The organism is Nonomuraea rhizosphaerae (genome assembly GCF_019396405.1).
In the GTDB taxonomy this organism is placed as follows: Bacteria; Actinomycetota; Actinomycetes; order Streptosporangiales; family Streptosporangiaceae; genus Nonomuraea; species Nonomuraea rhizosphaerae.
The window spans coordinates 1-25,987 of record NZ_JAHKRL010000108.1; the positions used below are offsets into that span (position 1 = coordinate 1).

At 72.0% G+C, this 25,987-nt stretch carries 21 protein-coding genes and 1 pseudogene; 13 read left to right on the forward strand and 9 right to left on the reverse strand.

The window, feature by feature from the left end; all coding sequences use genetic code 11:
* Both KME77_RS05380 and KME77_RS05385 read left to right on the forward strand, forming a co-directional pair.
* Positions 1-408: pseudogene (locus KME77_RS05380) on the forward strand (signal recognition particle-docking protein FtsY); the annotation flags it as partial.
* A 412-nt stretch (positions 409-820) separates the two neighbouring features.
* Complete coding sequence (locus KME77_RS05385; protein ID WP_308250557.1) at positions 821-2,347, forward strand: tetratricopeptide repeat protein; 1,527 nt, start codon at positions 821-823, stop codon at positions 2,345-2,347.
* 88 nt (positions 2,348-2,435) lie between these two features.
* Here KME77_RS05385 and KME77_RS05390 read toward each other — a convergent pair whose 3' ends face one another.
* The 4 genes from KME77_RS05390 to KME77_RS05405 form a co-directional block, all read right to left on the reverse strand.
* Entirely contained in the window at positions 2,436-3,218 is a 783-nt protein-coding gene (locus KME77_RS05390; protein ID WP_219462551.1) for an ABC transporter ATP-binding protein, read from the reverse strand.
* Positions 3,215-4,261, reverse strand: coding sequence for a FecCD family ABC transporter permease (locus tag KME77_RS05395; RefSeq protein ID WP_308250558.1), 1,047 nt, complete (start codon positions 4,259-4,261; stop codon positions 3,215-3,217). Before KME77_RS05395 ends, KME77_RS05390 begins: the two co-directional genes overlap by 4 nt.
* Positions 4,258-5,292, reverse strand: coding sequence for a FecCD family ABC transporter permease (locus tag KME77_RS05400; RefSeq protein ID WP_308250559.1), 1,035 nt, complete (start codon positions 5,290-5,292; stop codon positions 4,258-4,260). The genes KME77_RS05395 and KME77_RS05400 overlap by 4 nt, the downstream gene beginning before the upstream one ends.
* Positions 5,293-5,463: 171 nt before the next feature.
* Positions 5,464-6,537 (reverse strand): PLP-dependent cysteine synthase family protein, encoded by a 1,074-nt coding sequence (locus tag KME77_RS05405; protein ID WP_219462552.1) that lies wholly within the window; start codon positions 6,535-6,537, stop codon positions 5,464-5,466.
* A gap of 245 nt (positions 6,538-6,782) precedes the next feature.
* Between KME77_RS05405 and KME77_RS05410 the strand changes: the two genes are divergently transcribed.
* A complete protein-coding gene (locus KME77_RS05410) occupies positions 6,783-7,367 on the forward strand; it encodes a sigma-70 family RNA polymerase sigma factor (RefSeq protein ID WP_246609210.1) in 585 nt (194 codons plus the stop codon).
* 22 nt (positions 7,368-7,389) lie between these two features.
* On the opposite strand, the gene KME77_RS05415 is transcribed toward KME77_RS05410, so the two are convergent.
* Both KME77_RS05415 and KME77_RS05420 read right to left on the reverse strand, forming a co-directional pair.
* Entirely contained in the window at positions 7,390-8,334 is a 945-nt protein-coding gene (locus KME77_RS05415) for an anti-sigma factor RsbA family regulatory protein (RefSeq protein WP_219462554.1), read from the reverse strand.
* Positions 8,335-8,504: 170 nt separating this feature from the next.
* Positions 8,505-9,329 (reverse strand): EamA family transporter, encoded by an 825-nt coding sequence (locus tag KME77_RS05420; protein WP_308250561.1) that lies wholly within the window; start codon positions 9,327-9,329, stop codon positions 8,505-8,507.
* Positions 9,330-9,428: 99 nt separating this feature from the next.
* Here KME77_RS05420 and KME77_RS05425 point away from each other — a divergent pair, with 99 nt between their 5' ends.
* From KME77_RS05425 to KME77_RS05445, 5 genes are all read left to right on the forward strand, one after another.
* Positions 9,429-10,004: a helix-turn-helix domain-containing protein gene (locus KME77_RS05425; protein ID WP_219462556.1), complete on the forward strand. Its 576-nt coding sequence runs from the start codon at positions 9,429-9,431 to the stop codon at positions 10,002-10,004.
* A gap of 90 nt (positions 10,005-10,094) precedes the next feature.
* On the forward strand, positions 10,095-10,430 hold the full coding sequence (locus tag KME77_RS05430; protein WP_308250560.1) for a hypothetical protein: 336 nt from the start codon (positions 10,095-10,097) through the stop codon (positions 10,428-10,430).
* Between the two features lie 54 nt (positions 10,431-10,484).
* Positions 10,485-11,240 carry a polysaccharide deacetylase family protein gene (locus tag KME77_RS05435; protein WP_219462577.1) on the forward strand — a complete coding sequence of 252 codons (756 nt, stop codon included), beginning with the start codon at positions 10,485-10,487 and terminating at the stop codon, positions 11,238-11,240.
* A gap of 66 nt (positions 11,241-11,306) precedes the next feature.
* On the forward strand, positions 11,307-11,957 hold the full coding sequence (locus tag KME77_RS05440; protein ID WP_219462558.1) for a DUF2461 domain-containing protein: 651 nt from the start codon (positions 11,307-11,309) through the stop codon (positions 11,955-11,957).
* 5 nt (positions 11,958-11,962) lie between these two features.
* Positions 11,963-13,474 (forward strand): DUF2079 domain-containing protein, encoded by a 1,512-nt coding sequence (locus KME77_RS05445; protein WP_219462560.1) that lies wholly within the window; start codon positions 11,963-11,965, stop codon positions 13,472-13,474.
* On the opposite strand, the gene KME77_RS05450 is transcribed toward KME77_RS05445, so the two are convergent.
* The 3 genes from KME77_RS05450 to KME77_RS05460 all read right to left on the reverse strand — a co-directional run bounded on the left by KME77_RS05450 (position 13,440) and on the right by KME77_RS05460 (position 18,563).
* A complete protein-coding gene (locus tag KME77_RS05450) occupies positions 13,440-15,962 on the reverse strand; it encodes a hypothetical protein (protein ID WP_219462562.1) in 2,523 nt (840 codons plus the stop codon). The two genes, KME77_RS05445 and KME77_RS05450, sit on opposite strands and share 35 nt — an antisense overlap.
* A gap of 136 nt (positions 15,963-16,098) precedes the next feature.
* Complete coding sequence (gene typA / locus KME77_RS05455) at positions 16,099-17,949, reverse strand: translational GTPase TypA (RefSeq protein ID WP_219462563.1); 1,851 nt, start codon at positions 17,947-17,949, stop codon at positions 16,099-16,101.
* Positions 17,950-18,008: 59 nt separating this feature from the next.
* Positions 18,009-18,563: a TetR/AcrR family transcriptional regulator gene (locus tag KME77_RS05460; protein ID WP_219462565.1), complete on the reverse strand. Its 555-nt coding sequence runs from the start codon at positions 18,561-18,563 to the stop codon at positions 18,009-18,011.
* A gap of 194 nt (positions 18,564-18,757) precedes the next feature.
* Between KME77_RS05460 and KME77_RS05465 the strand changes: the two genes are divergently transcribed.
* Genes KME77_RS05465 through KME77_RS05485 form a run of 5 tightly spaced genes read left to right on the forward strand, consistent with a single transcriptional unit; the run spans position 18,758 to position 25,752 of the window.
* Positions 18,758-19,501 carry an AMP-binding protein gene (locus KME77_RS05465; RefSeq protein ID WP_219462567.1) on the forward strand — a complete coding sequence of 248 codons (744 nt, stop codon included), beginning with the start codon at positions 18,758-18,760 and terminating at the stop codon, positions 19,499-19,501.
* 52 nt (positions 19,502-19,553) lie between these two features.
* Complete coding sequence (locus KME77_RS05470; protein WP_219462569.1) at positions 19,554-22,034, forward strand: LuxR C-terminal-related transcriptional regulator; 2,481 nt, start codon at positions 19,554-19,556, stop codon at positions 22,032-22,034.
* A 56-nt stretch (positions 22,035-22,090) separates the two neighbouring features.
* Positions 22,091-22,495 (forward strand): AMP-binding protein, encoded by a 405-nt coding sequence (locus tag KME77_RS05475; protein ID WP_219462570.1) that lies wholly within the window; start codon positions 22,091-22,093, stop codon positions 22,493-22,495.
* A 52-nt stretch (positions 22,496-22,547) separates the two neighbouring features.
* Positions 22,548-24,989 carry an ATP-binding protein gene (locus tag KME77_RS05480; RefSeq protein WP_219462571.1) on the forward strand — a complete coding sequence of 814 codons (2,442 nt, stop codon included), beginning with the start codon at positions 22,548-22,550 and terminating at the stop codon, positions 24,987-24,989.
* A 10-nt stretch (positions 24,990-24,999) separates the two neighbouring features.
* Complete coding sequence (locus KME77_RS05485; protein ID WP_219462572.1) at positions 25,000-25,752, forward strand: alpha/beta hydrolase; 753 nt, start codon at positions 25,000-25,002, stop codon at positions 25,750-25,752.
* The last annotated feature ends 235 nt before the right edge of the window (positions 25,753-25,987 follow it).

The following is a 25,987-nucleotide window of genomic DNA, read 5'->3' on the forward strand; positions in this document are numbered from 1 at the left end:
GTGGCGTTCGACGCCACGGCGCGGGGCATCGAGGAGAAGGTCGACGTGGTCATCGTCGACACCGCCGGCCGCCTGCACACCAAGACGGGCCTCATGGACGAGCTGGGCAAGGTCAAGCGGGTCATCGAGAAGAAGGCCACGGTCGACGAGGTGCTGCTGGTCCTCGACGCCACCACGGGCCAGAACGGGATGCGCCAGGCGCAGGTGTTCGCCGAGGTCGTCAACATCACGGGCATCGCGCTGACCAAGCTCGACGGCACCGCCAAGGGCGGCATCGTCATCTCGGTGCAGCGGGAGCTGGGTGTTCCGGTCAAGCTGGCGGGGCTCGGCGAGGGGCCGGACGATCTCGCGCCGTTCGATCCGGAGGTGTTCGTGGACGCGATTCTCGGTGATGAAAGTGGAAAATAAAGCGGAAATGTCGCTTACCGAGGAATGGGTTGTTGTTTGACGTAGGCCGTGTTGATATTGAGCGGTCGTCCGTCCTTGATCGGAAAGAGCGCTCATGAAGAAGGTCGTCGTCCACAAACCGGGAACCGTCAAACTGACCGGCGCCGCGACTCCCAAGCACGCCGCCTGACCTGACGCAGGAACGGGGGGTCGGTGTCTGTGGTGGAGACGCCGGCCCCGTCGCGAGACCCGGGGGACGACGCTGGACGAGATCACGCTCGACGCCGATCGCGGCCGCGAGGGGCCGTACACGCTCGCGGCCGGGCTGCTCGGCATCCTGGTCCCAGGAGCGGCGGCCGAGCTGGTCGCCGCGCACGACGTCGAGATCCGCGCCGCTGCGCCGGCGCTGGGCGTCCGGCCCTCGCGCGGCTCGGTGGCGGCGGGGCTGCCGCGCGAGGAGCGCATCCTGGTCCCCGGGCGGCTGCGGACGCTGCGGCTGGCCAACGGGATCGCCGAGTTCGTCCGTGACCGGCTGGCGGTCAGAGGGCCGCTGTCCGTACGGGTGCTGAACGCGCACGCCGCCGACCCCACGGACACCGAGCTGCTGACCGTGCTGGGGCGCCGGGTGCCCGCCGGGCTGCTCACGATCACCGTCGAGCCGGCGGACGGCCCGAGCGCCTCCCCCCTGACCTCCAGGGTCCCCCTCGACCTCGATCGTTACCGCGACGAGGGCTTCCACCACGCCATGGCCGAGGCCGGGGCGGCGGTGCTGCCCACGCTCGCCGAGGACGGCGAGGAGTGGTGGCAGGCGCTGCACCGCACGACCACCGCGCTGGCCGCGCTCGACCGCGAGGACGAGGCCCGCGACCTGCTCGACCGCGCCAGGCGGGTGAGCACGCACCCCAAGCACCGCGCCACCGCCGCCTACGCCACCGCGATGCTGCTGGTCAGGCACCACGACCCCGGCAGGCGTGACCCGCGGGAGGCGATGGCCTGGATCAACGAGGCCATCGCGCTCACCTCGCTGCTGCCCGACCCCCGCGAGCGGGCCTTCCACCTGGGGTTCGACCTCAACGGCAAGGCGCTCGTGCAGACCCGACTGGGTGAGCACGAGGCGGCGCTGCGGCTCGTCCAGGCCGCCATCGACCTCGCCGAACGCGACCTGCCCGGCCATCCTGTGCACAAGGCCGTGCTGCGCGCCAACCGCGCCCAGCTCACCGCCCTGCTGGGCGATCCCGAAGGCGCGCTGGCCGACCTGTCCGCCGCCATCGCCGCCGACCCCGGCTACCCCGACCCCTACCTCGACCGGGGCAACCTGCTGCACCGGCTCGGCAGGCCGGAGCGGGCCCTGGCCGACTACGAGACGGCCATGCGGCTGGGGCCGCCGTTCCCGGAGCCGTACTACAACCGCTCGGAGATCCGCTACGCCCAGGGCGACCTGGCGGGGGCGCTCGCCGACCTCGACTACGCGATCGAGCTGGACCCCGGCTTCACCGACGCCTACGTCAACAGGGCCGGGCTGCTGGTGGCGCTGGACGACCTGGACGGCGCCAGGGCGGACGCCGAACGGGATCCGGACAACCCCTACCTTCTGTGCGTGCTCGGGCAGATCGAGGCCGCGCTGGGGGATCCGGTGGGGGCGCGCAAGGCGTACGAGTCGGCGCTCGAACGTGATCCCGGCCTGGCGGCGGCCTGGGCGGGGCGGGGAGCGGTGGCGTACGAGGAGGGCGACCACGAGGCGGCCGCGGCCGATCTCGGCCGGGCGATCGAGCTGGAGGAGACGGCGGAGGCGCTGTTCAACCGCTCGCTGGCGCTCAGGGCGGACGCCGCTGGGCGCCCGCCGGCGGACGCTCACGCGCTGCTCGGCAGGGCGCGCGCGGACCTGCGGCGGGCCCGCGAGCTGGCCCCCGAGGACGAGGACGTACGCCGTGCGCTGGCCGAGCTGAGTCAGCCGACGTAGGACGGGCGTCGGCCGAGCTGAGTCAGCCGACGTACGACGGGCGCGGCCCGAGCCGGTTGGTGGACGGCGGGCGCGGACCCGGCCGGAGCTAGCGGTGGGTGCCGATGGGGACCACGAGCGGCGTGCCCGCCACCGGGTCGGCGATGACCTTGGCGTCCAGCTCGAACACCGCCCGCAGCAGCTCCTCCGTCAGCACCTCGTGCGGCTCCCCGGCCGCCACCACCCGGCCGTCGCGCATCGCCACCAGCCGGTCGGTGTAGCGGGCCGCCAGGTTGAGGTCGTGCAGCACCATGACGATGGTCCGCCCGGCCGCCCCGTGCAGGTGCCGTACCAGCTCCAGGACCTCCACCTGGTGGGCCAGGTCCAGGAACGTCGTCGGCTCGTCGAGCAGCAGCAGGTCCGTCCCCTGGGCCAGCGCCATGGAGATCCACGCGCGCTGCCGCTGCCCGCCCGACAGCTCGTCCAGGGGACGTTCGGCCAGGTCGGCCAGCCCGGTCATGGACAGGGCCGCGCCCACGGCCGCCTCGTCGTCGGACGACCACTGCCGGTACCAGGTCTGGTGCGGATGGCGGCCCCTGGCCACCAGGTCGGCCACGGTCAGCCCCTCCGGCGCGGTCGGCGCCTGCGGCAGCACGCCAAGGACCTTGGCCACCTCGCGGGTGGGGGTGCGGTCGATGCGCTTGCCGTCGAGCAGCACCTCGCCGCCCTGCGGTTTGAGCAGCCGGCCGAGGGCGCGCAGGAGGGTGGACTTGCCGCAGCCGTTGGGGCCGATGATCGTGGTGACCGTGCCCGCCTCGATGCCGAGGTCCAGCCCGTCGACGATGGTGCGGTCCCCGTAGCCGAGCTTGACGTCTACGGCCTGGAGTCTCATTTTCTCGCCCTCCAGATGAGGTGGATCAGGTACGGGGCGCCGAGGACAGCGGTCACGACGCCGACGGGGAGTTCGATGGGGGAGAAGACGGTACGGGCGAGCAGGTCGGCGCCCGAGGTCAGGACGGCGCCGACCACGGCCGACGACAGCAGCGGCGGCCGCGCGCAGCGGGTGAGCCGGAGCGCGATCTGCGGCGCGGCCAGCGCGACGAACGCGATCGGCCCCGCCGAGGCGGTCGCGACGGCGGCCAGCAGCACCGCCGCCAGGATCATCAGGGCCCGCGCCGGGTCGACCCGCACGCCGAGCGCGGTGACGGTGTCGTCGCCGAAGCGCAGCGCGTCGAGGGAGCGGGTGCCGAGCAGCGTCAGCGGCACCAGTACGGCCAGCGCGAGCGCGACGGGCACCACGTGCTCCCAGCCGCGGCCGTTGAGCGAGCCGCTGATCCAGACCATGGCGCGGGCGGTGTCGTTGACGTCGCCGACGGTCAGCAGCCAGTACTTGACGTTGGTGAACACGGCGGCCACGCCGATGCCGACCAGGACCAGCCGGTAGCCGTCCAGGCCGCGCCGCCAGGCGAGCGCGTACACGGTCGAAGCGCCGGCCAGGCCGCCGAGCAGGGCGAGAACGGGGGTGCCGACGGTGGTGAGCAGGCCGGCGGCGCCGCCGTACAGGCTGCCGCTGGCCACCACGCCCGCCACGACGGCGACGGAGGCGCCGGTGGTGACGCCGAGGATCTCGGGGGAGGCGAGCGGGTTGCGCGCGATGGACTGGATGATCGCGCCGGACAGCGCCAGCGCGGCGCCGACCAGGGCGCCGGTCAGCGCGCGGGGCAGGCGCAGCTCCATGATCACGAAGTTGTGGGCGCTGGTGACGTCGAACGTCCCCCGGACGACCTCGGCGAGGCTCATGCGGATGTCGCCGATGCGCATGTTCATGGCCATGAGCAGGGCGAGCAGCGCCAGGCCGCCGAGCGTCACGGCGACGCCGCGCGGGCGCACCTGCCAGGACACGCCGCCCATCCGCAGCGCGAGCGTGCTCGTCACAGCCGTACCGGCTTCCTGCGGCGGACCAGGACGACGAAGAAGGGCGCGCCGAGCAGCGCCAGCACCACGCCGACCTCCAGTTCGCCGGGCGGGGCGACGACGCGGCCGATCACGTCGGCCAGCAGCAGCAGCGCGGCCCCGACCAGCCCCGAGTACGGCAGCAGCCACCGGTGGTCGGTGCCCGACAGCGAGCGGGCCAGGTGCGGCACGATCAGCCCGACGAACGCCAGCGCCCCGCACGCGGCCACCGACGCGCCGGACAGCAGGGTGACGGCGGTGACGCCGACGGCGCGGGTGAGTGGGATGTTCTGGCCGAGGCCACGGGCGACGTCCTCGCCGAGCGACAGGGCGTTCAGGCCGGGCGCGTTGACCATCGCCAGCACCAGCCCGGCCACGATGAACGGCAGCACCTGCCAGACCACCTCGGAGCCGCGGGCCGCGATGGAGCCGGCCTGCCAGAACCTGAACACGTCCATCGCCTGCTCGTCCAGCAGCACGATCGCCGAGGTCAGCGCGTACAGGAAGGCGCTGACGGCGGTGCCGGCCAGGGCGAGCGTGACGGGGGTCGGGCCGCCGCGCCCGCCGACCATGCCGAGCGCGAACACGCCGGCGCTGGCCAGCAGGGCCCCGGCCAGGCCGAACCAGATGTGGCCGAGCAGGCTGGAGGCGCCGAGCAGGATGATCGAGGCCACCATGGCGAACGCCGCGCCCTGAGTGACGCCGAGCAGCCCGGGGTCGGCGAGCGGGTTGCGGGTGTGGCCCTGCATGAGCGCGCCCGCGACGCCGAGCGCCAGCCCGGCCACCACGCCGAGCGCGGTCCTGGGCAGGCGGAGCGAGCGGATGACGATGTCGTTCTCGCTGCCGGTGGGCGCGGTGAGGGCGTGCCAGGCGTCGGCGAGCGGGACGGGCTTGGCGCCGATCGTGACGCTCAGCACCACCCCGGCGAGGACCGCCGCCAGCAAAATCATCAGGACGGTGAACCGCCGGTGCTGAATGCCGCGCAGGCGCGGCGCCACAGCCGTAGCGGTCACGCGGCTCCTCCTCAGCGTCGGCCTGATCCTGGTGAAGTATGCCAGCTTAGGCAGACCTAACCTAATTTAGGGTCACCTAAATCAGGAAAGAGGGCGCAGGTGAGGGGGCACGTCTACGACGGCAGGGACGCACTCAGGTCGGCTGGGACGACAGGAACGTTCTCAGGTCGGCTAGGACGGCAGGAACGCTCTCAGGTCGGCGAGGTGCGGCTCGGTGTCCAGTCCCTGGGCGTCGAGCCAGTCCTGGTCGCAGTAGGTGCCCCGGTAGCGCTCGCCGCCGTCGCAGATCAGCGTGACGACGCTGCCCCGGGTGCCGGACGCGCGCATCTCGCGGATCAGGTCCACGCAGGCGGCCACGTTCGTGCCGGTCGAGCCGCCCACGTCGCGGCCGGTCACCTCGCGCACCCAGTGCATGGCGGCGATCGACCGGGCGTCCGGTACGGCGATCATGCGGTCGATGACGTCCGGCTGGAACGACGGCTCCACCCGGGGCCGGCCGATGCCCTCGATGCGCGAGCCCGGCGCGGTGAGCGCGGGGTCGCCCGAGACGAAGCTCGGGTAGAACGCCGAGCCCTCCGGGTCGGCCACCGCCAGGCGGGTGGGGTGGCGGCGGTAGCGGATGTAGCGGCCGATCGTGGAGGAGGTGCCGCCGGTGCCCGCGCCCACGACGATCCAGGCGGGCTCCGGGTGCGGCTCCATGGACATCTGGGCGAAGATGGACTCGGCGATGTTGTTGTTGCCGCGCCAGTCGGTCGCCCGCTCGGCGAAGGTGAACTGGTCCATGAAGTGGCCGTTCGTCTCCCCGGCCAGCCGGTGCGACTCCTCGTAGATCGCGCCCGGGTCCTCGACCAGGTGACACTTGCCGCCGTAGAACTCGATCAGCGCGATCTTCTCCGGCGAGGTGGCGGCGGGCATCACCGCGATGAACGACAGGCCGAGCAGGCGGGCGAAGTAGGCCTCGCTGACCGCCGTCGATCCGCTCGACGCCTCCACGATCGTGGTGGCGGGGCCGATCCAGCCGTTCGCCAGGCCGTACAGGAACAAAGATCGAGCAAGTCGGTGTTTGAGTGAACCTGTGGGGTGTACTGATTCGTCTTTCAAGTAGAGGTTTACCCCCCAGTGCGGGGGAAGCGGGAAGACATGAAGGTGCGTGTCACAGCTCCGGTTGGCGTCGGCCTCCACCGTACGGATGGCCTCCGTCACCCAGTGCCGCGCCTTCGCGTCGTGACGGTCCACAAAATCCATGTCCATACGCTATCCGATGTGACTCCGACCACTTTTTCTCCAAAAATGGAGGGATAGTGTTATGATAATGAGACTAGTCCGGCCGTGGACGTGATGACGCATGCCGCGAGCAAGACGGACCTGCACCTCTCTGACCAGGCGGAACCGCTAACGCGGCCCTTACGAGGGGATTGCGAGAATGGGAACCGCTGTCAGCGGCCTGTGCCGAGACGGGGGATAGCGCGAGGGGGAAAGACTTGATCACTATGACCGACGAGCAGCGCCAGGACTGGTTCGAGCGCGATGTCGTGCCCGTGACGTCGCAGCTGTTCGCCTCCGCCATGCGTCTGACCCGCAACACGGCGGACGCGGAGGACCTGGTCCAGGAGACGGTGGCCAAGGCCTACACCTCGTACCACCAGTTCCGCGAGGGCACCAACCTCAAGGCGTGGCTGCACAGGATCCTGACCAACAACTTCATCAACGACTACCGCAAGAAGCAGCGCTCGCCCAAGCTGTCGGCCGCCGAGGAGATCGAGGACTGGCAGCTCCACGCGGCCGAGTCGCACAGCTCGACCGGCCTGAAGTCGGCCGAGACGGAGGCGCTCGACCGCCTGCCCGACAGCATGGTGATGAACGCGCTGCGCTCCCTGCCCGAGGACTTCCGCGTCGCGGTCTACCTGGCCGACGTCGAGGGGTTCGCCTACAAGGAGATCGCCGAGCGGATGGGCACGCCGATCGGCACGGTCATGTCCCGGCTGCACCGGGGCCGCCGCCAGTTGCGCACCATGCTGGAGGGGTACGCCCACGAGGAGGGCACGGTGCGGGTGCCCGCCCAGCACGCCGCCTAGTCACCCCTGCTCGGGCAACCGGTCAATCTCCCAGCCCCATGTGCAGCCGGACGCGGAGTGTCCCGTCCTCCGCCCGCAGATCGACGTGATCGCAGAGCTGACGGCTGATCCAGAGCCCGTATCCCCTCGGGGACTCGGGCTCCGGTGGTATGTAGCCCGGTAAAGGGTCGTCCAGCGCGCCGCCCGGATCGGCGATCTCGCAGACCATCTCCCTCCCGCTCACCCACATCTTGATCATGCCGTGGCCGGCGCCGTGCTCGACGCTGTTCGCGGCGATCTCCGAGACGCTCAGAACCAGGGAGCCGATGAGGTTCACGTCCATCCCGGCGGCGCTGGCGTAGTCGCGGACCGTGACCCGCAGGCCCTTGATCTCCTGCGCGGTGAAGCGCACCGTCTCGACTCGGCCGCTCGGCGCCGGCAGCGGGGTCAGGTCGCCGTTCAGGACGAGGTCGTGCGGCTGGACGAAGCCCGTGCTGACCACCTCCCCGCCGGCCTCCAGCGACCAGGGGTGGATCGCCGGCTGGTACTCCAGCACGGCGGCGGGGACCCGGGCCGGGTCGTACAGGCACAGCACGACGGTCATCGCGTCGGCCAGCGCCGCGTTCAGCACGGACTCGTAGCGGATCCATTCGCGCAGGTCACGCTCGTTGTGGTGACTCCAGGTGGGCTCGCCGATCACCAGCGTGCGCCGGCTGCGGGTGTACTCGTGGAAGGCGGCCAGCGTGCGGTGCGGATGCAGGTACCAGGTACGGGAGTCGCGCCGGTCGATCCTGCCCGCGTCGGGGCCGAGGGCCTCGTCGAGCAGCCTGAGCTTGCCCGGGTCGGTGACCACGAGCACGCGCCGGTCATCGGCCAGCGCAGCGCGCACTCGGGGCACGATCAACGCCAGGAAGGCGTCAGCAGAGTCGTACGGCACCGCCACGTGCTTGAACGACTCACGGTCTGGACGTGCCCGGTCACGGCGCACGGGCGAAACGTAACAAGCGCTTGAATGCGGCGCAACGCCACAGGTCATCCGGCCGCGCCGGACGGTGTCAACGGCGCGCCCAGCGACGACGGTGACCAGCGCGCCCGGTGACAGCGGTGAGCAGCGCGCCCGGTGACAGGGGTGACCAGCGCGTCCCGTCGCGGCTTGTCCTACGCGACCGCGATGAGCGCCACCGCGCCCAGCGCGCAGGCGACCCCCGCCACCTGGATGGCGTGCAGCCGCTCCCCGAGCACCTGTCTGGCCAGCAGCAACGTGCTCGCCGGGTACAGCGAGACCAGCACCGCCACCAGGCTCAGCAGCCCCTCCTGCTTGGCCAGCAGGTAGAGCACGTTGGCGACCATGTCGAGCACCCCGGCCGCGACGATGATGTGCAGCGAGCCGCCGCCGGGCTTGAGCGTGCGGCGGGCCGCCACGGCCAGCAGCACCACGAGCGTCACCGACGACAGTCTCGCCCCCACCAGCGGCCACAGCCCGCCGTCGTCCGGCGCCAGGGCGAGCAGGATGAAGAACCCGCCGAACCCGGCCCCCGCGGCCAGGGCGATCAGCACCGAGCCGATGGAGCCGCTCCTCTTCCCTGACCGGTCCTGGCTGACCAGGAGCACCGAGCCGAGGGCCAGCACCACCCCGGCCAGCGCCATGGGCTGAGGGCGCTCGCCGGTGGCCAGGCCGTACATGACCGGCAGCGCCGCGGAGGTGACCGCGGTCGTGGGCGCGACGACGGACATGACGCCGGTCGCCAGCGCCCGGTAGAACAGCACCAGCCCGGCCGCCCCGGCGATGCCCGAGGCCACCCCCCACAGCAGCGCCTGGTCGGTGAGCCGGCCCGGCAGCAGCGGCAGCAGCGCCAGGATGAGTGCCAGCCCGGCGAGCTGAGACAGCGCCACGACCGAGAACACGCGGGATCGCCGGGTGGCCAGGCCGCCGAAGAAGTCGGCCGTGCCGTACACGATCGCGCAGGCCGTCGCGAGGATCACCGCGGTCAAGGCTCTCACCGTCCAGTTCAGTGGGTTGTACCGGCAGTACAACACATTAGGTGCAATATAGTGCAATTGGTTTTCACTAGACTGCACCGTATGGAAGACCCGGAGACGATCACCCAGGCCATCGCCAACAACGTGCGCGCCCAGCGCTCGCACCGCGGCCTGACCCTCGACGCGCTGGCGGCGAGGTCCGGGGTGAGCAGGGGCATGCTGGTCCAGGTCGAGCAGGCCCGTACGAACCCGAGCGTTTCCACCCTCACCCGGATCGCCTCCGCGCTGGGCGTCACCGTCGCCCGCCTGGTCGAGGTCTCCGACGTCCCCACGGTCCGGGTGGTGGACAAGGCGGACGTGGTCACCTTCGCCCAGGGCGGCTCACAGGCGAAGCTGCTGATCGGCGCGGACGAGCCGATGATCCTCGAACTGTGGGACTGGCGGCTGGAGCCGGGCGCCCACCACGACGGCGACGCCCACCAGCCCGGCACGCGAGAGATGCTCACCGTCCTGGAGGGTGAACTCACTCTCACGGTGTACGGCCGGAGTTACACCATCAAAACCGATGACGCCGTGCTTTTCACCGCCGACCGTCCCCATAGGTACGCCAACCTGGGGCAGGAGGCGCTCCGGCTGGTCATGGTCGTGGCGGAGCCGAAAGAGGTCCCCGACCAATAACACGGAACAGCCCCCGGATCACCTTCTGGAGTTTCATGATTACTCCATGTCCTTGACGGCTGATGCCGGATGGTGGGTACATCCCGGTGTGTGCGACGAATCGTCGGCTGGGGGTGGCGCGTGACCGATGTCCGCGCCGCGACGGAGAAGCTCCACGCGGAGCTGCACGGTCTCGGCGTCACCAGTGCGTATGAAATAGGCGATGACGCCACCCTTTCGGTGTGGATCGGGCTGGTCGTGCGGTACAGGGATGGTTTCTACCGCTGGCAGGAGGGTGCGGTGAAACGCCGCCATCTGGGTACGGATCCGGTTGGCTGTGCCATGCGGGTGGCGCGTCGCCACGCCGAGCTGCAGGCGAGCGTCCCGCTCTGGTGGAACGACCTGGCCAAGGAGCTGCGGGGGAATCCGGTGCAGGAATATCCCTGAACCCCGCACACGCTTTCGGGGGGAAGCATGTGGGCGTGGGGAGTGTCCTTGGCGATGCTGATGGCGGTGACGGGCTGCGGGGCGCGCCCGGTGGTCCACCGCGGTCACGTGGCGGCCCGGCCGCCCGCTGTCATGGACCCGGGAAAGCTGGCCAAGAAGCTGGAGTCCATGCAGCCCGGCTGGCCGCGGGCACGCAGGATCGACTGCGCCCACCTGAAGTGCGTCGCGCTCACCTTCGACGACGGGCCGGGCGACTACACCGACGGCCTGCTCGACCTGCTGCGCGACCGGGGCGTCAGGGCCACGTTCTTCGTGGTCGGGCAGATGGTGGCCGCCGACAAGGGCGGCCACTGCACGCGCCGCATCGTGGCCGAGGGCCACGAGATCGGCAACCACTCGTGGAGCCACCTGTCGCTGCCCGAGCTGTCGGACCACGCGCTGCGCTTCCAGCTCAAGCACACCGGCGACCTGGTGGAGAGCCTGACCGGCGTGCGGATGCGGGTCATGCGCCCGCCGTACGGGGCCACCAGCCGCCGGGTGGCCGCCGAGGCGCGGCGCGAGGGGCTGGCGCAGATCCTGTGGAGCGTCGACACGCTCGACTGGCGCGACCGGGTGCCCGCCGTCGTGACCAGGCGCGCGGGCCGGGCGGGGGTGGGGGCGATCGTGCTGATGCACGACATCCACCGCACCACCGTCGAGGCGGTGCCCGGCCTGCTCGACCTGCTGGCCAAGAAGGGCTACACGCTGGTGACGATCTCCGAGCTGTACGGCAGGACACCGGCGCCCGGCCGGATGTACACGGCGCGGTGACCGGCGCGCCCGGCCGGGTGACCGGCGCGCGTCAACTTGTCGTCGTGGCATGGCACTCTTGACGGCATGGGTTTCACCGGCTTCCCGGACGAGGCGTTCGTGTTCTACGAGGGCCTTGAGGCGGACAACAGCAAGACCTACTGGAATCGGCACAAGCACTTCTACGAGGAAGCGGTGCGTGAGCCGATGCTGGCGCTCGCCGGTGAGCTGGCGGGCGAGTTCGGGCAGGCCGCCCTGTTCCGCCCCTACCGCGACGTCCGCTTCGCCAAGGACAAGTCGCCGTACAAGAACCATCAGGGCGCGTTCGTGGCGCTGGCCCCGAGCATCGGCCTGTACGTCCAGGTCGGCGCCGACGGCCTCTACGCGGCCGGCGGCTGCTACAACGAGGCCTCCGACCAGCTGGCCCGCTACCGCGCGGCGGTGGACGAGGACCTGACGGGCAAGCCGCTGGAGCAGATCGTGACCGCCCTGGAGGACGCCGGCTACACGATCGACGGCGACCGGCTCAAAACCCGCCCGCGAGGCGTGGCCGACGACCATCCCCGTCTCGACCTGCTGCGGCACAGGTCCCTCTACGCCGGCCGCCGGTGGGAGCCCGAGCCGTGGGTGCACACCGCTGAGGTGCTGGAGCGCGTACGGGAGTCGTGGCGCGCGTTCGGCCCCCTGGTCGACTGGCTGGGCGCGCACGTGCGCGGCAGCGAGCTGCCCCGCCGCTGACACCGATGGACGACAGCCGAGGGGTGGCCGTGCGGGAGCCCGCGCCGGCCCGGGCGCCGGTGACGGCGGCGCCGTGGCGTGACCGGGTCATCCTGGCGGCGATCACGGTCACGGCCGCCGCCCTCTACGCCACCCACTCCCTGACCCGCCTGGCCGACTTCCGGGCCAGCTCGTACGACCTGGTCATCTTCGACCAGGCCGTACGCTCCTACTCCCGCGGCGACCTGCCCATCGCCGTCGTCAAGGGCGTGCACAACGGCTTCGGCCCGGCCTTCTCCACCCTGGGCGACCACTGGTCGCCGATCCTGGCCGTGCTCGCGCCGCTCTACTGGCTGTTCGACGGCCCGCGGACGCTCCTCGTCGCCCAGGCGGTGCTGCTGGCCGCGGCGGCGGTGCCGCTGTGGGCGCTGACCAGGCGGCTGCTGGGGCGGGCCGAGGCGCACTGCGTCGCGGCCGCGTACGCGCTGTCCTGGCCCGTGGTGGAGACGATCGCGTTCGACTTCCACGAGGCCGCGTTCGCGCCGCTGCTCACCGCCGTCCTGCTCGAACGGTGGCAGGCGGGCAGGCGCGTCCACGTCGTCCTGGCGGCGCTCGCGCTGCTGCTGGTCAAGGAGGACATGGGGCTGCTGGTGGCCGGGTTCGGGGTGGTGCTGCTCACCCGGCGCGGCTGGCGGGCCATGGGCGGCGGGTTCGTCGCGGGCGGCCTGGCGCACACGTGGCTGGCCTCGCAGGTGCTGATTCCGCTGTTCGGCGGCCGGGCGGACTACTACTGGGCGTACGGGGCGCTGGGGGCCGACTTCGGCGGCGTCGCGCGCACGGCGCTGAGCGATCCCGGGGCCGTGCTGGCGCAGCTCTGGAGCCCGCCGGTCAAGCTGATGACGCTGGCCCTGCTGCTCGGCCTCACGCTGGGGGCGGCGCTGCTGTCCCCGCTGATGATCATGGCGGTGCCGCTGCTCGCCGAGCGGATGCTGGCCAGCTCCTTCCCCAACTGGTGGGAGCCCCACTTCCACTACAACGCCTTCGTCGTGGTGGTGGTCTTCGCGGCGGGCGTGGACGGCGTGCGGAGGATGAGGGACAGGCGGGCGGGCGACGATCCGCGCGCGGGACGGGCGACCAAGGTCTGGGCGGCCGGAGTGCTCGCGTTCGGGCTGGTCAGCGTGCCCTACAACTCTCTCGCCCAGCTCGCCGACCCGGTCACCTACCAGCACGACGCCCGCCAGCGGGCCGCCGCCGGGGCCGTCGCCGTCGTGCCCGGCGGCGTTCAGGTGGAGGTGGCCAACCGGCTCGGGCCGGCCCTGTCGGGGCGGACGACCGTGCTGCTGTGGGACCGCACGCCACGCTGGGCGCCGTGGGTGGTGGCCGACGTGGGGGAGCTGACGTTCCCGTTCCAGAGCCTGGAGGAGCAGCGCGAGCGCGTACGGCTGCTGGAGTCCAGGGGCTACCGCAAGGCGTACGAGCGGGACGGCTACGTGGTGCTGCGCGCTACTTCGGCGCCGACGACACCTGGTCCCCCTTGAGGATGCGGTCCACGGTCTGACCGGCCGCCGACGTCGCCGCCGTGGTGCCCGCCGCGATGATGACCGCCAGCAGCGGCGTGGCCAGGCTGCGGACGCTGCGGATGTTGCGCACCCGGGCCCACGGCTCCCCGGCCAGGTGCATGATCCGCCACTCCCAGTACAGCCCGAGCCCGATGCACACCAGCGCCACCTCGCCCACCACGATGGCCACGACCTGCACCTTGTCCATGACCCCGATGTCCGGCTCGAACAGCGCCGGCACGTACGCCGACAGCTCGGTGAGCAGCGCGGCCGACATGAGGTACAGGGCCTTGGTCATCGGCTGGGTGCCCCGGATCCGCGGGTAGAAGTAGCCGAACAGGAACCCGAACGCGGGCAGCGTCAGCAGGTAGCGGGCGTCGAAGACGACCGTGGTCAGGTCCACCCCGGTCGGCCAGCCGAACACGAGCACGAACGGCGAGCTGAGCAGCAGGCTGACCACGAAGGCGTGCACCCCGTTGTGCCAGGGCGTGCAGGCGGCGGAGGTGGCCAGGGCCGTCTCGGGATGGCCGCCGTGCTCGCGCAGCGCGGCCTCCAGGTCGTGCCGCTGGGCGTCGAACTCCGTCATCGTCAGCTCACCGGCGCCCAGCTTGCCCCGGCCGAGGCGGTACAGCTCCTGCTCGGAGATGAGCAGCAGCCGCTTGTGCAGCGCGGCCCTGACCATCACCCGGTGCTCCTCGGGCGAGGCGGGCTCGGAGACGGCGGGAGGCGGGTCCGCCAGCAGCCAGCGGGCCGCTGCCCAGGCCACGATCGAGGTGATCGCCAGCAGCGGCAGCGGCACGTTGCTGTCGGCCAGCGTGGCGCTGCCCCGCGGGGTGAGGTAGAGCACCATGAGGCAGACGATCACGTTGGCCTGCGTCGCGGGGTGGTCGAGCCCGGCCAGGGAGCCGCCGAGCCGCCTGAGCCGCAGCACCAGCAGCACGAACACCAGTAACAGCAGGCCCAGCACCCCGCGTACGAGCGGGTCCAGCGGCAGGATGCCGACCTTGGGCAGCTCGGGCTCGACGGTGGGCAGGCTCCACGACCCGGCGTTCAGCCACTCCGTCGGCCAGCCCTGCACCAGCAGGCTCACCAGGACGGCGCCGACGACCGCGGCGCGGGTCCACTTCCTGGTGGCGACGGCGACGGCGGCGATCGGGATCAGCGCCCAGCACAGCGCCAGCAGCAGCCGGATGCTGTCCGGGGGGTAGACGTCGTCGAGCAGCGCCCTGCCCCACAGCGCGAGCGCCAGCAGGCCGATCGCCGCCTCGGCCGACAGCACCGCCAGCCGTACGACGACCACGCGGATGCCCAGGTCGGCGCTGAAGGCCACCGCGGCCCCCGCCGCCGACACGGCCGCGACCAGGGAGGCCACGACCAGCGTCGCCGCGTCGAGCTGCCCGTGCAGCCACGACCAGGACAGCATGCCGAGACCGAACAGGAACCCCATCCCGGTCACCACCAGCATGTCGCGGGTGGTCCACGGCGGGCTGGTGGGCACCACCCGGCCGGCGTGCCGCATCGTGAGCGCGGGCACCGCCACGAACAGCGCTATGTACGCGGCGAGCTCCCATTCGGGCGCCACCATCGGCACCAGCACGACGAGCACGATCACGGCCATCCCCACCGTGAGCTCGCGGTTGGGGCGCCGGTCCCACCACGCCCGGCCGAGCGCGCGCACCAGGAAGACGATCAGCGCGACCCCGGTGAGCACGCCGAGAGTGGTCCCCCAAGAGAAGTCGTCCTGCGGCTGCGCGTCGGGGAAGCCGTAGGAGTCCTGGGCCAGCGTCACGGTCACCGGGTACAGCCCGACCGCGAACCGCAGCTGGTCGGCCACCTCCACCAGGGGCTTGGGAATGCCCGAGGTGCGCAGAACGGTCCATTCGCCCGGCATGAGAGTGATCGTCCGCTGCACCACGATGAGCGGCCGGGCGCCGGGCGCGTTGAACTCGAGCGTCATCAGCGCGCCGGAGCTGAACTGGCGCAGCAGCGTCACCCGGAACTCCGCCGTGGTGATCCCGCCGCCCGTGACGAGCACCGGCGCGGGCCGCGTGGTGGCGACCAGCGCGAGACCGCCCAGCTTGACCGCGCCGAACGCGTCGTCGGTGAAGTGCTGGATGAGGCCGGGAAAGCCGGTGCCCTGCCGCAGGGTGGCGGCCAGGGGGTCGGCCTGGTTCATCCGCAGCCGGTGGACGATGGTGACCTTGACCTGGCGCTGGCGCTCGTCGAGCCGCCCCTCCGGCACGGAGCTGAGGTCGCCCCGCCCGGCCCTGGTGACGAGGACCTCGGTGGTGGCTTGCCGGCCGGCCTCGACCTGCGGCGGGGTCTGATCGTCCAGCAGGTCCCAGGGCTCACGCTCGGAGACGGGGGCCGCCTGTGGGGTGGCGGGCACCGGCCTGGCGGCCACCGTGCACCAGACGATCGCACCCGCAGAAATCAACGCCAGTAATGCGCCAATCATCCTCGTCACGCATGCATGATTCACGCATCTGCCGACAGAGGTACCGGCAACGGCGAATTTCCCCCGCCCGGCGCCGGTATCGGGCGGGGGGACACTCGGGCGCGCCTGGCGCGCGACTGCTCGGGCGCGCTCGGCGCGCGACCGCTCAGGCGCGCTTGGCGCGCGCCGCCGTCCGGCCGCGGGTCGCGGCGTCGAGGACCACCTTGCGGATGCGGACCGCGCCGGGCGTGATCTCCACGCACTCGTCCTCGCGGATGAACTCCAGCGCCTGCTCCAGGGACAGCTGGCGCGGCGGGATCACCTTCTCCGTCTCCTCGCTGGTGGAGGAGCGCATGTTGGTGAGCTTCTTCTCCTTGGTGATGTTCACGTCCATGTCGTCGGACCGGGAGTTCTCGCCGATGATCATGCCCTCGTACACCTCGGTCGTCGGGGAGACGAAGAGGGTGCCGCGCTCCTGGAGGTTGAGCATGGCGAAGGCCGTCACCGGGCCCGAGCGGTCGGCGACCAGCGAGCCGTTGTTGCGGGTGCGCAGCTCGCCGAACCACGGCTCGTAGGCGTCGAACACGTGGTGCACCAGGCCGGTGCCGCGCGTCTCGGTGAGGAACTCGGTGCGGAAGCCGATCAGGCCGCGCGCCGGGACCACGAACTCCATCCGGATCCAGCCGGTGCCGTGGTTGGTCATGTGCTCCATGCGGCCCTTGCGGACGGCCAGGAGCTGCGTGACCGCGCCCAGGTATTCCTCCGGGCAGTCGACCGTCAGGCGCTCGACCGGCTCGTGCACCTTGCCGTCGACGGTCTTGGTGACCACCTGCGGCTTGCCGACCGTCAGCTCGTAGCCCTCGCGGCGCATCTGCTCGACCAGGATGGCCAGCGCCAGCTCGCCGCGGCCCTGCACCTCCCAGGCGTCGGGCCGGTCGGTCTGCAGGATGCGCAGCGAGACGTTGCCGACCATCTCCCTGTCGAGGCGGTCCTTGACCATCCGGGCGGTGACCTTCGAGCCCTTGGACTTGCCGACCAGCGGCGAGGTGTTGGTGCCGATGGTCATCGAGATGGCGGGCTCGTCGACCGTGATGAGCGGCAGCGGGCGCGGGTCGTCGGGGTCGGCCAGCGTCTCACCGATCATGATGTCGGGAATGCCGGCGATCGCGATGATGTCGCCGGGACCGGCCTCCTCGGCCGGCTTGCGCTCCAGCGCCTCGGTCATCAGCAGCTCGGTGATCTTCACTCGCTGGATCGAGCCGTCGGTGCGGCACCAGGCCACCTGCTGGCCCTTGCGCATCACGCCCTGGTGGATCCGGCACAGCGCGATGCGGCCCAGGTAGGAGGAGGCGTCGAGGTTGGTGACGTGGGCCTGCAGCGGCGCGCTCGGGTCGTAGGTGGGGGCCGGGATCGTCGACTTGATGATGTCGAACAGCGGCTCCAGGTCGTCCGAGTCGGGCATGCCGCCGTCGGCGGGACGGTTCATGGACGCGCGGCCCGCCTTGGCCGAGGCGTAGACGATCGGGAAGTCGATCTGCTCCTCGGTCGCGTCGAGGTCCATGAACAGCTCGTAGACCTCGTCCACGACCTCCTTGATGCGCGCGTCGGGCCGGTCCACCTTGTTGATGCACAGGATGACCGGCATCTTGGCGCCCAGCGCCTTGCGCAGCACGAACCGGGTCTGCGGCAGCGGCCCCTCGGAGGCGTCGACCAGCAGCACGACGCCGTCGACCATCGACAGCCCGCGCTCGACCTCGCCGCCGAAGTCGGCGTGGCCGGGCGTGTCGATGATGTTGATGGTCATGCCGCCGTGACGCACGGCGGTGTTCTTGGCGAGAATGGTGATGCCCTTCTCGCGCTCGAGGTCGTTGGAGTCCATGACGCGGTCGTCGACGTCCTGGTTGGCGCGGAACGCCCCGGACTGCCAGAGCATGGCGTCGACCAGTGTGGTCTTGCCATGGTCGACGTGCGCGATGATCGCGATGTTCCGCAGGTCGTCGCGGCTGTTCAAAGGCATGATGACGTCTCGCTCTGTGTTCGTGGGGGCCGACCGCGCGAAGTCGCGGCCTTATAAGTCTAGTTGATCCCCTCTGATGGCAGGAGCGGGACGAGATGCCTCCTCGCGTACGCCCGTGCCTCGGCGTCACTGCCCAGCGGTACGGCGCTGTCCGGGATCAGCACGAACGACAGCGCGACCCGGATGAACATCTCGGCCACCGCCTCGGCCTCCGGCACGTCCAGGCGGGCGGCGAGGTACTGCCTGGCGACCGCGACGTAGGGGCCCGCCTCCAGCGTGAGGTGCGGCAGGATCATGTCCGGCTCGCTCGCGAGCAGCCTGCTGAGCAGCGGGTGGCCGCGCACGAGGCGCAGCGTGACCGCGAAGCCCTCCGTCACCCGGTCGGCCGTCGTCGGCAGCGGCGCCACGGCCTGCTCGAACGCCTGGAGGAACCGGCGCAGCTCGCGCAGGATCACCCCCTGGATCAGCTCGCTCCGGCGGGAGAAGCGCCGGTAGACGGTGATCCGCGACAGCCCCGCCTGCTTGGCGACGTCGTCCACGGTCAGGCGGCGCAGCCCGTGCTCCAGCATCCGCGCGTACGCGGCGTCGAGGATGCGGTCGGTGGAGTCCGCCATGAAACCAGCCTAGGGGCGTGTCCCCGGCCGGCGGCCGGGGACACAAGTGTCCGGTCGGCCGCGCGGGCTGCATGGCCATAAGTGACATATGTGATCGAGCCGCTCCCGCTCTACATGGAGAATCCTCGACGTACATAGACGGTTGCACATTTGTGCGCATGTCCTGGAGGTCAAGGCTGCCTACATTGGCGGTCATGAGCTGGACAGAGCTGGTGCTGAGCGCTTCCGCCATGCAGGGGGACCAGCCGGCGGTGAGCGACGTGAGAACCGGAGAGGCGCTGTCGTACTCCGCGTTCGCGCGCAGGGTCACGCACGCGGCGGCGGGCCTGCGCCGCCACGGACTCCGCTACGGGGACCGCGTGATCATCAACGCGCCGCTCGGGGCGGGGTTCGCCGTGGCCGTCCACAGCGTCGCCTGGTCGGGCGGCGTGGCGGTGCTCAACCCGTCCGGCACGGCGCCGATGATGATCACGCAGCGCGGGTACGACCCCCTGACGACCGACGTGCGGCAGGTCTTCTCCTTCGAGCCGACGCCCGGCGCGCTGCCGTTCGCCGAGCTGATCGGCGACCGCACGGTCGAGTTCGGCCCGCTGGCGGGCCCGGCGCTGAGCGCGGACGGCGAGCGCGTCTACGACCACGACGAGCTGGCGACCGACCTGCGCGCGCTGGCCACCCGGCTGGTGATCGGCAAGGACGACGTCGTGCTCGCCGCGGTCAGCGACCCGCTGAAGGGGCTGAGGGTGCTCGACCTGGCGATGATGAACGGCGCTCACGTGGTCGTCGCCAACGGCCCGAGCCTGATCGGCTGCCGGGTGCTCGCCCACGAGCGCAAGGCGACGCTGGTGATCGCGCCGTACGAGCTGGCCAGACGCCTGCTCGGCGACCCGACGTTGCGGGTCGTCGACGAAAGGGCGGTCATCAGCTCGCTCGCCCGCTGAAAAGTGCGACACTGTGGGAGAGTGTGATCCTTCAGCGACGCAGGGTGAACACATGTCCGAGCCTCTCCGTCACAACCTGCCCGCCGAACCCAACCGGTTCGTGGGCCGCGAGCGTGACGTCGACGAGCTGTGCGGGCTGCTGGGCGAGACGCGCGTGGTGACCCTCTCCGGGGTCGGCGGCATCGGCAAGACCCGGCTGGCCCTGCGGGTCGCCGCCAGGTCGGTGCCGGCCTACCCGGGCGGCGTGTGGCTCGTCGAGCTGGCCAGGCTCACCCGGGCCGACCTGGTCGTCCAGGAGCTGGCGCGGGTGCTGGGCGTCCACGAGGAGGGCGCCCGCCCGCTCCTCGACACCGTCAAGGGCCGCCTGCGCGGCGCCCGCTGCCTGCTGCTGCTCGACAACTGCGAGCACCTCGTCGACGGCTGCGCGCACGTGGCGGCCGACCTCGTCGCCTCCTGCCACGACCTGGGCATCCTGGCCACCAGCCGCGAGCCGCTGCGCATCGCCAGCGAGCTGATCTGGCGGGTGCCGCCGCTCGACCTGCCCGACGAGCGCCATCCCGACGCCGAGTCGGTGCGGCTGTTCTTGGACCGTGCCACAGCCGCGGGCACCCGGCTGGGCGAGGCCAGCAGACCCGACGTGGTGCGCCTGTGCCGGGCGCTCGACGGGCTGCCGCTGGCGCTGGAGCTGGCGGCGGCCCGGACGAGCCTGCTCAGTCCCGGGCAGATCGCCGACCGGATCGGCGACCGCTTCTCGCTGCTCACCACGGGCGGCCGTACGGCGCCGCCGAGGCAGCGCACGCTGCTGGCCGCCGTCGAGTGGAGCCACGGCCTGCTCTCGGCAAAGGAGCAGGTGCTGCTGCGCAGGCTGTCGGTGTTCGCCGGGTCGTTCGACCTGGAGCTGGCCGAGGAAATCTGCGCCGAGCGGCCCATCCACCGCGGTGAGATCGTCGACCTGCTCGGCGCCCTGGTGGACAAGTCGCTCGTGCTGTGCGACGAGGAGCGCAGGCGCTACCGCCTGCTCTACACGATCAGGCACTTCGCGGCCGAGCGCCTGGCGGAGGCCGCCGAGGGCGGCACGCTGCGCGACCGGCACCTGGAGGTGCTCTGCGAGCTGCAGGTACGCCACTTCCGGACGGAGATGATCGAGCCCGCCGTGCCGTGGCCGGCGCGGCTGGCCGCGCTGAGCGCCAGCCGCGCCCTGGTCGACGACCAGCGGGCCGCGCTCGACTGGGCGATCGAGTCCGGGAACGTGCGGATGGGGCTGCGGCTGTGCGTCCACAGCACCAGCCTGCTGCCGTTCAGCGTCAACCCGGCCGAGATCGTCGGCTGGATGGAGCGGCTGCTCGCGCTCGACCTGAGCGACGTGCCGGCGGAGCGGATCGCGCACGCGCAGGCGTACCTGGCCTATGGGCTGGAGGGCCGCGACGAGCTGGGCCGCGCGCTGGAGCTGGCCACGGAGAGCCTGGAGGGGATGGGCGACGACCCCTTCTCGGCGTGCGCCACCCGCGCGCTGCAGATCATGGTCCTGCTCCGGCTGGGCCGGGCCGACGAGGCGGGGGAGCTGGCCGAGCAGATCGTGGCCGTGGCCACGGCGGCGGGCGACCGGTGGAACGAGGCCTCCGGCCTGGCCGGGCTGTCGGCCGTCGCGCTGACGCGCGGCCGGCTGCGCGAGGCCCAGCGCTACGGGGAGGAGGCCCTGGCCACGGCCCGGCGGCACGGCCATCGCTGGCTGCTGGCCAGGATCGCGATCCAGCTCGGCGCGGTCGCCGAGGCGCGCGGCGACCTGGTGACGGCCATGGCCCAGTACGAGCTGGCCGTCCCATGGCTGGAGGAGATCGGCTGCGACAACGAGCTGGCCCGCTGCCTGGCCCGGCTGGGCAGGGTGGCGGCGATGCTGCACGACTTCGGGACGGCCCAGCGGCGGCTGGCCACCAGCCTGTCGCTGAGCCGGCAGACCGGCCAGCGGCAGGGCGTGGCCCGGTGCCTCATCGGCCTGTCGGTGCTGGCCGAGGGCCGGGGCGACCTGGAGAGCTCCGTGCTGGCCGCGGCGTCGGCCACCACGCTGCGCGAGTCGATCGGCCAGCACGCCGCCACGCTGCGCATCGACGAGCTGCTCACCCGCGCCCGCGGCAAGCTGGGCGAGGGGCGCACCGCCGCGCTCTGGGCGTGCGGCAGGACGATGAGCCCGGAGGAGGCCGCCCGCCACGTCCTCACGGGCGACGTGGCCGAGCAGGGCCCGCAGGACCTGCCGGACGGGCCGGGCGCGCGGGACGACCGGCGCGGGCGGGGCGAGCGGCCCGCGCTGACCGGCCCCCTCGTGGCCGAGCAGCCCATCAGGCACTCCCTGCTGACCGCCCGCGAACGCGAGATCGCGACCTTACTGACCAGGGGCCTGTCCAACCGGGCCATCGCCGAGGAGCTGGTCATCAGCCCCGCGACCGTGGCCAGGCACATCGCCAACATCATGGAGAAGCTCGGCTACACCTCCCGCGCCCAGATCGCCGTCTGGGCGGCCGAGCAAGGTTCTGCATAGCGATCTGCATATTCCGCCCCATGTGTGCATGAGACGCCCTCCATAGCGTGGTCGACATGGAGGAGCGCATCGTCATGGTGGACTCTGGCACCGGTCTGTGTCTCACCGAACGGCAACTGGACGAGAGGTCGGCCGCCGCGACCGTCCAGCTGCGACGCCGAGGCGTGCGCGCGGGCGACACGGTGCTCATCTGCCTGGGCGTCGGCCCCGATCTGCTCGTCGCGACCGACGCCGTGATAGCCGCGGGTGGGATCGTCTGGCCGATCCCGCCGGAGCTGGACGCGCCGAGGCTGCGCGAGAGGATGCTGGCCAGCTGCGCACGGCTGATGATCTCCGATCTGCCGCACGCCCTGGAGGCGGCGAAGGAGTCGCGGGTGCGCCTCGTGGTGAGCGTCGCGGATCTGCGCGCGTATCCAGCCGGTCGCGAGATCTCCACGGAAAGTGATCGCGCCGGTCCCTGAAGCACGAAAGACTAGGGGAGATTGATCTTCCCTCGACAGCCGGGCCGCCATCATGACTCCGCACGTCCAGCACAACCTCCCCGCAGAGCCCAACCGATTCGTCGGCAGGGATCGTGACGTTGCGGAGCTCACCGCGCTGGTCCACGACGAGCGGGTGGTCACGCTCTGTGGTGTGGGCGGCATCGGCAAGACCCGCCTGTCGCTGCGGGTCGCCGCCACGGCGCTGCCCGGCTTCGCCGACGGCGTCTGGCTGGTCCAGCTCGCCCGCCTCGACGATCCCGGGCTGGTCCTGCGGGAGATGACCGGCGTGCTCGGCGTCCGCGAGGAGGGGCCGGGGCGGCTGCTCGACGGGCTGCGCGCCCGCCTGAGCGGCGCCAGAACGCTGATCCTGCTGGACAACTGCGAGCACCTGGTCGAGTCGTGCGCCGAGCTGGTGGCCGGCCTGATCGCCGACTGCCCCCAGCTGCGCTTCCTGCTCACCAGCCGCGAGCCGCTGCGCATCCCCGGTGAGCTGGTCTGGCGGGTGCCGCCGCTCGACCTGCCCGACGAGCGGCACCCTGACGCCGAGTCGGTGCTGCTGTTCGTCGAGCGCGCGGCCGCCGCCGGGGCCCGCGCCGTGACCGGCGGCACGGCCGGCGTCACCCGGCTGTGCCGGGCGCTCGACGGGCTGCCGCTGGCGCTGGAGCTGGCGGCGGCCCGTACGAGCGTGCTCGACCCCGGGCGCATCGCCGACCGGATCGACGACCGGCTCGGCGACAGGTTCCGCCTGCTCACCACCGGCGACCGCACCGCGCACGCCCGCCAGCGCACCCTGCTGGCCACGGTCGAGTGGAGCCACGACCTGCTCCAGGAGGGGGAGCGGGTGCTGCTGCGCAGGCTGTCGGTGTTCGCCGGCCGCTTCGACCTCGACCTGGCCGAGCAGGTGTGCGCGGGCCCCGGCCTGCGCCAGGGTGACGTGCTCGACCTGCTCAGCGGCCTGGTCGACAAGTCGCTGGTTCTTCACCACGGCGGCGGCGGGCGCTACCACCTGCTGGAGACCATCCGCCACTACGCGGCCGGGCGGTTGCGCGAGTCCGGCGAGGAGCCGATGCTGCGCCGGCGGCACCTGCGCGTCGTCTGCGCCGAGATGGAGCGCTGCTACGAGGGCGGCTCACTGGAGCGCAGGCTCCCGTGGCCCGAGCGGGCCGTCCACTTCGCCAGGGGCCGCGCGCTGCTCGGCGACTGCCAGTCGGCGGTCGACTGGGCGGTGGAGTCCGGCGCGGCCGAGCTGGGCCTGCGGCTGGCCCGCGCCGCCCTGGCGATCCTCGCGGTACGCGGCGACCTGCGCGAGAGCGTCGGCTGGCACGAGCGGCTGCTGCGCCTCGACCTGTCGGACGTGCCCGCCGATGTGGTCGCGGTGGCCAAGGGCGCGCTCGCGTACGCGCTGGAGACGCGCGACGAGCTGGCCAGGGCCGCCGAGCTGATCGAGGAGAGCATCGAGGAGCAGCGGCGTCACCCGTACACGCACTGGCTCGGCGTCACCTACAGCGTCGCGCTGACCGTCTTCTTCCGCCTCGGCCGCGGCGACACGGCGCTGCGCCACCTGCGCGAGCTGGAGGAGGCGACGGCCGAGCACGACGACCTGTTCAACATGGCCACCGCCCGCATCGCCCGGCTCAACCTGGCGCTGTTCCAGGGGCAGCCGCGCCAGGCGCGGCGGATCGGCGAGGAGGCACTGGCCCTGGCGCGGGAGAGCGGCCACCACTGGACGCTCGCCAGGGTGCTGACCCATCTGGGGACGGTCGCGGAGGCCAGTGGCGACCTGGAGGCCGCCATGCGGCACCACACGGCGGCGCTGCCGCTGCTGGAGGAGCTGGACAACCTGGTCGAGCTGGCCCGCTGCCGGGCGCTGGCCGCCCGGGTCGCCGCCCTGCGGCACGACTTCCCCGCCGCCCGGAGCAACGTGGCCGCCGGCCTCGCGCTCAGCAGGAAGGCCGGCAGCCGCGGCGGCGTCGTGCGCGCGCTGGTCACCCTGTCCGTCCTCGCGCAGGCCGAGGGCGACCTCGACGGCGCGGTCCTGGCCGCCGCGGCGGCGGGGGCGCTGCGCGAGTCGATCGGCCAGCACGACGTCCCGGCCCGCACCCAGGAGCTGCTGTCGAGCGCCCGCGACAAGCTCGGCGAGGGCCGCGTGGCGCTGCTGTGGGCGACCGGCGCCCAGCAGGACCCGGCCGCCGTGGCCGGGCGGATCCTCGACCAGGCCACGCTCCCGCCCGCCGCCGCGGCCGGAGCCGCCGTACGCGAGCTGCGCCACGTGACGCTGACGCCCCGCGAACGGGAGATCGCCGTCCTGCTCACCAGAGGGCTGAGCAACCGGGCCTGCGCGGCGGAGCTGGTCATCAGCCCCGCCACGGTCGCCAGGCACGTCGCCAACATCATGGAGAAGCTCGGCCTCACCTCCCGCGCCCAGATCGCCGTGTGGGCGGCCGAGCACGAGCGTGAGAATCCGTCCTCATAAGCTCGGAAGCATGCCGCTCGCCCCGAATCTTCCCGTCATGCTCCGTACCGAGGACGGCGTCCGCATCGACGCCGCGCACACCCCGTCCGCCCGCCCCGGGCTCGGCATCGTCGTCGCCCACGGGTTCACCGGCTCCTGGCGCGACCGCGCCACGCGGCGCATCACGCACGTCCTGAGCGGCTACGGCGGCGTGGTCGCGTTCGACTTCCGCGGGCACGGCCGCTCCGGCGGCGAGAGCACCGTGGGCGACCTGGAGATCCTCGACGTGGACGCCGCCGTACGGCACGCGCGGGTGATCGGCTACCCCAAGGTGGCCGTGGTCGGGTTCTCCATGGGCGCGGCCGTGGCGCTGCGGCACGCGGGGCTGCTCGGCGGCGTGGACGCGGTGGTGTCGGTGAGCGCCCCGGCCCGCTGGTACTACCGGGGCACCAAGCCGATGCGGCAGGTGCACTGGGCGATCGAGCAGCCGGTCGGCAGGTGGGCGGCCCGGGTGGCCAAGCGCACGCGGATCGCGCGGGGGCAGTGGGACCCGGTGCCGGTGCCGCCGCACGAGGCGGCCGCGTCGATCTCCCCCACGCCGCTGCTCGTGGTGCACGGGGACGCCGACGGGTTCTTCCCGCTGGACCACGCGCACCAGATCTTCGACGGGGCGCGGGAGCCGAAGAGGCTCTGGATCGAGCAGGGGTACGGCCACGCCGAGGCCGCGGCGACGCCCGAGCTGATCCGCCGGATCGGAAAGTGGATTACTTCGAACCTTTCGTGAGTAAGAGACGTCTACCTAGGGCGTACAGAAGAAATCCACCGGGAGAGGGTCCCTGGGGAAGGAAACCGCCGACGGGGTGGACCTGGGACATACTTCATGCAGTCGGAACGGCACCTAGCGTTGCGGGGGCGCGCTGGGATGACCACACGCCTGATCGGGGGCTCCGACACGGCATCAGGGCTCCGGCACGACGAGGTGCCGGAGCCCTGCGGGTTTGTTGGGCCGTTCGGTCCGC

Excerpts from the sequence above, each read along its gene's own strand:
- KME77_RS05425 (WP_219462556.1), top strand. The coding sequence starts at position 9,429 with ATGGAAGACCCGGAGACGATCACCCAGGCCATCGCCAACAACGTGCGC.
- KME77_RS05480 (WP_219462571.1), top strand. The coding sequence starts at position 22,548 with ATGACTCCGCACGTCCAGCACAACCTCCCCGCAGAGCCCAACCGATTC.
- KME77_RS05470 (WP_219462569.1), top strand. The coding sequence starts at position 19,554 with ATGTCCGAGCCTCTCCGTCACAACCTGCCCGCCGAACCCAACCGGTTC.
- KME77_RS05485 (WP_219462572.1), top strand. The coding sequence starts at position 25,000 with ATGCCGCTCGCCCCGAATCTTCCCGTCATGCTCCGTACCGAGGACGGC.
- KME77_RS05460 (WP_219462565.1), bottom strand. The coding sequence starts at position 18,563 with ATGGCGGACTCCACCGACCGCATCCTCGACGCCGCGTACGCGCGGATG.
- KME77_RS05440 (WP_219462558.1), top strand. The coding sequence starts at position 11,307 with ATGGGTTTCACCGGCTTCCCGGACGAGGCGTTCGTGTTCTACGAGGGC.
- KME77_RS05405 (WP_219462552.1), bottom strand. The coding sequence starts at position 6,537 with ATGGATTTTGTGGACCGTCACGACGCGAAGGCGCGGCACTGGGTGACG.
- KME77_RS05445 (WP_219462560.1), top strand. The coding sequence starts at position 11,963 with ATGGACGACAGCCGAGGGGTGGCCGTGCGGGAGCCCGCGCCGGCCCGG.
- KME77_RS05475 (WP_219462570.1), top strand. The coding sequence starts at position 22,091 with ATGGAGGAGCGCATCGTCATGGTGGACTCTGGCACCGGTCTGTGTCTC.
- KME77_RS05435 (WP_219462577.1), top strand. The coding sequence starts at position 10,485 with ATGCTGATGGCGGTGACGGGCTGCGGGGCGCGCCCGGTGGTCCACCGC.
- typA (WP_219462563.1), bottom strand. The coding sequence starts at position 17,949 with ATGCCTTTGAACAGCCGCGACGACCTGCGGAACATCGCGATCATCGCG.
- KME77_RS05390 (WP_219462551.1), bottom strand. The coding sequence starts at position 3,218 with ATGAGACTCCAGGCCGTAGACGTCAAGCTCGGCTACGGGGACCGCACC.
- KME77_RS05410 (WP_246609210.1), top strand. The coding sequence starts at position 6,783 with ATGACCGACGAGCAGCGCCAGGACTGGTTCGAGCGCGATGTCGTGCCC.
- KME77_RS05465 (WP_219462567.1), top strand. The coding sequence starts at position 18,758 with ATGAGCTGGACAGAGCTGGTGCTGAGCGCTTCCGCCATGCAGGGGGAC.